Source organism: Nonomuraea sp. NPDC001684 (assembly GCF_053596515.1).
Map to the genome: position 1 here is coordinate 1 of NZ_JBSFGJ010000618.1, position 4,447 is coordinate 4,447.

Genomic DNA, 4,447 nt, shown 5'->3' on the forward strand with positions numbered 1-4,447 from the left:
GCCCCGGCCCCGCCCAGCACGCCGCCGAGCTGGGCGCGCCGATCCTCGGCCTGTTCGGCGGGGCCGACGAGGGAGCCTGGACGACATCCTGCTCACCGACTAGAACGTCGGCGCAGCGGTCCGGCCGTCCTGGCGCGAGCCCGGCGGACCGCTGCGTCGGTGGGGCCGCCGGTCACCGAGGCTCGTCCGGCACGCCGGTGACCGGCGCACCGCCCCGCGCCGCCGCGCGTGCCCGCTGCTTCTTCTCGCGGATGACCGCGTGGGCGTCGGCGACGGGGCCGAGGTGCCGGAGCTTGTCGGGATTGACGATCGAGCGGATGGTCTGGATGCGTCCGTCCAGGATGTCGAGCGTCCAGATGCTGACGATCTGACCGTCGCGGTCGCGGATGATCGCGCCCGGCTGGCCGTTCACCTCGTGCGCCTCCAGCACCGCGCCGATCCGGGCGAACGGCGCGACGGCGGCGGACAGCACGCGCGCCACCTTCGCGAGGCCGAGGACGGGCAGCGTGCTGCCGATCTTGCCGCCGCCGTCGTTGACCAGCCGGACGTCGGCGGCCAGCAGTTCCCGCAGCCCTTCGACGTCCCCCTCCCTGAGCGCGCCGAAGAACCGCCCGGCGAGCCGGTCCCGGGACCGGCGATCGGCCTGGAAGCGGGGGCGGCCCGCGTCCATGTGGCGGCGCGCCTGCACCGCGAGCTGGCGGCAGGCCGCCTCCGACCGCTCCACGGCTGAGGCGATCTCCCGGTGGCTGAAGGCGAACACCTCGCGCAGCACGAAGACCGCGCGCTCCAGCGGGCTCAGCCGCTCCAGCAGGATCAGCGCCGCCATCGACACCGAGTCGGCCAACTCCGCCGACCGCTCCGGGTCCTGGTAGGGGTCGGTCAGCAGCGGTTCGGGGAACCACGGCCCGACGTAGGCCTCGCGCCGGACGCGGGCCGAGCGCAGCACGTCGATCGAGATCCGGGTCACCGTCGCCGACAGGAAGGCCTTGGGCGAGTCGGGCTGGGCTGCGGCGCCCTCGTAGCGCAGCCAGGTCTCCTGGACGGCGTCCTCGGCTTCGCTCACGCTGCCCAGGATCCGGTAGGCGATCGCGAACAGCAGCGGCCGTAGCTCCTGGAACTCCTCGGTGCGGGTCACGCCGACCATTGGTACCACCATGGCTGGACAAAGGCGACAAAGTGTCGCAGGTCACACTCGCCCGAGCTCACATCCGTGCGGGGCTGTCTCGTCCAGGGGGTGTAACAACTGAAAGGAGCACAGCATGCAGAAGGTCTGGTTCGTCACCGGCTCGTCCCGCGGCCTGGGCCGCAACTTCGTGGCGGCCGCCCTGTCGCGCGGTGACCGGGTCGCCGCCACCGCCCGGAGCACCGCGAGCCTGAAGGAACTGGTCGACGTCCACGGCGACGCGGTGCTCCCGCTGGAGATGGACGTGACCGACAGGGCCGCGGTCTTCGAGAGCGTGCGGCGGGCGAAGGAGCACTTCGGCCGGCTCGACGTCATCGTGAACAACGCCGGTTACGCCCAGGTCGGCGCGGTCGAGGAGCTGACCGAGCAGGAACTGCGCGACCAGCTGGAGACCAACCTGTTCGGCGCGGTGTGGGTGGTCCAGGCCGCGCTGCCGTACCTGCGCGAGCAGCGCTCAGGGCACATCATCCAGCTGTCCTCGGCCGCCGGGGTCATCGCCATGCCGCTCGGCGGCGCCTACCACGCCTCCAAGTGGGCCCTGGAGGGCCTGAACGAGGCGCTCGCCGGCGAGGTCGCCGAGTTCGGCGTCAAGGTGACCATCGTCGAGCCCGGCGGCTTCGCCACCCGGAACGGCAACAACCCCGACCCGCTCGCCAACGGCCACATGGCCACGACCGACCCGGCCTACGACGGTCTGCGCCAGCGCCTCGGTGCGATGGCGGAGAAGATGCCCGCGGGAGACCCGGCCGCCGCGGCGCAGGCGCTCCTGAAGCTCGTCGACTCCGCCAACCCGCCGATGCGGGTGCTGTTCGGCAAGGGCTTCCACCCGCTGATCCAGCAGGCCTACGCCGACCGGCTCCAGACCTGGGCCGACTGGCAGGACCTCTCGATCGAGGCGCACGGCTCGCTCCGAGCCGGCTGACCGGCCTGCCCGGTCCTGACCCCTGACAAGAACACCGGTCCTGACCCCTGACAAAAGTAAGGGTCCGAGCCTGTCTTTCGGGCATGTGGGGGGTGGTGGCGTCATTTCTACAGTTCTGTGCATGATCAGAACTCGCCGTAACCCCGCCCCCCTCCTCCTCGCCCTGACCCTGGCCCTCCCGGCGGCGGCCGCGGCGGCGGCGCCCGCCGCTGCCGCCTCCGCCGCGGGCATCTCCGACGTGCGCGTGGCGATCCCGCACCCCACCGGCCAGTACGAAGTCGGTCGCGACACCCTGCATCTCGTCGACGCCGACCGCCGCGACCCGTGGGTGCCCGCAGCAGCACGCGAGCTGATGGTCTCGGTGTACTTCCCGGCGCGCACCGGCGGGAGCGCCGCGCCGTACATGACCGTCGACGAGGCCCGGCTGCTCCTCAAGGGGCAGAAGCTCGACGCCGTCTTCAAGCCCGGGCAACTCGCCGGCGTCAGCACCAACGCGCACCTGAACGCCCGTCCCGTCGGCGGCCGGCACCCCCTGGTGGTGCTCTCCCCGGGGTTCACCCTCAACCGGGCCACCCTGACCACGCTCGCCGAGGACCTCGCCTCCAGGGGCTACGTCGTCGCCCTCGTCGATCACGCCTACGAGTCGTTCGGCACGACCTTCCCCGGCGGCCGTACCCTGACCTGCGTCGCGTGCGAGACGGTGGAGAGCGCCCCCTCCGACGAGGCGGAGAAGGAGCTGATGGCCAAGGCCGCGGTCAACCGGGCGGCCGACCTGTCCTTCGTGATCGACCGGCTGATCCGTCCCGCACGGTCCGCGCCCGCCTGGCGGCACTGGCAGATGATCGACCCGCGCCGGATCGGCGCCGCGGGCCACTCGCTCGGCGGCAACGCCGCGGCCGGTGTCATGGCCGCCGACCGGCGGGTCCGCGCCGGGGCGAACCTGGACGGCTCGTTCTTCGCCCCGGTCGCGGTCTCCGGCCTCGGCGGGCGGCCGTTCCTCATGCTCGGCACCAAGGTCCAGCACTCACCCGGCGCCGCCGACACCACCTGGACCCGGGACTGGCCCCGCCTGGACGGCTGGAAGCGCTGGCTCACCGTGGCCGACTCCGGCCACTTCACCTTCATCGACCTGCCCATCCTGGGCGCCCAGGTGGGGATCGTCGACCCGGCCGCGCCCCTGTCGGGCAAGCGGTCAGGCGAGATCACCACGTCGTACGTCGGCGCCTTCTTCGGCCGGCACCTCCGCGGCGAGCAGCAGCCCCTGCTGGACGGCCCGTCCGCCGCCAACCCGGAAGTGGCCTTCCAGAACCCATGAGGCCGGGCCGGCCGCCTGTGCTCGCCGGCGCGCCCTGTCCGCGGGGCTGCCGAACGGGCTTCCGCCCCCGGCTTCCAGGTGGTCGCGCAGACTCGTCATGTAGTGCTGCCAGCTGCGGCTGCACATGCCGAAGCACTCCAGGTCCCGGCTCAGGCCCCGGTGGTGGAAGACGAGCTCGGACGTGTCGCCGTCGGCCGGGGTGACGGTGAAGGTGGGCCTCGTGCCGATCCAGTCGGGCAGGAAGGGGCAGTCGACGACGGTCCAGCGCACCGACGTCGGCCGGGTCGCCTCCTCGACGTGGATCACGAGGGGCTCGGGGGCGTTCATGAGGAACCGGAGCTCGCCGCCGGTCGTGCCGGACCCGGTCGCCGGGTTCCACCATGCCGCGAGGCCCGTGACGGTGGTGAGCGCGTCGAAGAGGGCGTCGGGAGCGGCTTTCACCCGCATGGTCGTCCGGTAGTCCGCAGTGCTCGTCATGGCCGGGTCCTTTCAGTGGTCGGAGGCCGATGCCGCGGCGGCGATCGGTTCGAGCTCCGCGGCCAGCTCGTCGAGCTCGTCCGGGCTGAGCACGTCGTACGCCGGCGCGGCCAGTTCGTCGGTGAGCGCCTCGATCCGCTGCTTGGTCTCGCGGCCGGCGTCGGTGAACCCGCCGGCGGCGTCCACGAGGCCGCGGTCGCGCAGCCCGTCGACCACGGCGGTCAGCCGGGCCTTGGGCAGGTGGTGGATCCGGCCGAACTCCTCCGCCCGCATCCCGAGGGAGACGGCCATGAGGACGTGGGCCTCGGTGCCGCCGATGCCGTGGGTGACAAGGGCGGCGTTGTGGCCGTCCCCGCGGTGCTCCCGCAGCAGCGTCGCCGCGTGCCAGAGCCTGGCGACCGGCTCCTCGGGCACGTCGAGCGCCCGCAGCCCGGCGTACAGGGGCCGGCCCTCGGCCGGCGCGCTGAGCCCGGCCCGCCTGCTGGTCATCCCGCCGGACGAGCACTCGTACCTGAACGTGCCCTTCGACGCCGGCCAGGTGTGCGACGGC

The 4,447-nt window shown here is 73.0% G+C and carries 4 protein-coding genes and 1 pseudogene; 2 read left to right on the plus strand and 3 right to left on the minus strand.

The genetic code is table 11. From position 1 onward, the window contains the following. Positions 1-172 precede the first annotated feature (172 nt). Positions 173-1,135 (minus strand): RNA polymerase sigma-70 factor, encoded by a 963-nt coding sequence (locus ACWCSD_RS48615; protein ID WP_449925973.1) that lies wholly within the window; start codon positions 1,133-1,135, stop codon positions 173-175. Positions 1,136-1,259: 124 nt separating this feature from the next. Here ACWCSD_RS48615 and ACWCSD_RS48620 point away from each other — a divergent pair, with 124 nt between their 5' ends. Continuing rightward, positions 1,260-2,105, plus strand: a complete 846-nt coding sequence (locus tag ACWCSD_RS48620) for an SDR family NAD(P)-dependent oxidoreductase (RefSeq protein ID WP_449925965.1) — start codon at positions 1,260-1,262, stop codon at positions 2,103-2,105. A gap of 121 nt (positions 2,106-2,226) precedes the next feature. Continuing rightward, complete coding sequence (locus tag ACWCSD_RS48625; protein WP_449925968.1) at positions 2,227-3,420, plus strand: alpha/beta hydrolase family protein; 1,194 nt, start codon at positions 2,227-2,229, stop codon at positions 3,418-3,420. Between the two features lie 84 nt (positions 3,421-3,504). Here ACWCSD_RS48625 and ACWCSD_RS48630 read toward each other — a convergent pair. Both ACWCSD_RS48630 and ACWCSD_RS48635 read right to left on the minus strand, forming a co-directional pair. After that, a pseudogene (locus ACWCSD_RS48630) lies at positions 3,505-3,897 on the minus strand (SRPBCC family protein); the annotation flags it as partial. 12 nt (positions 3,898-3,909) lie between these two features. Next, positions 3,910-4,447: MarR family winged helix-turn-helix transcriptional regulator (locus ACWCSD_RS48635; protein WP_449925971.1), on the minus strand; the 538-nt coding region annotated here is incomplete at its 5' end.

Excerpts from the sequence above, each read along its gene's own strand:
- ACWCSD_RS48620 (WP_449925965.1), top strand. The coding sequence starts at position 1,260 with ATGCAGAAGGTCTGGTTCGTCACCGGCTCGTCCCGCGGCCTGGGCCGC.
- ACWCSD_RS48625 (WP_449925968.1), top strand. The coding sequence starts at position 2,227 with ATGATCAGAACTCGCCGTAACCCCGCCCCCCTCCTCCTCGCCCTGACC.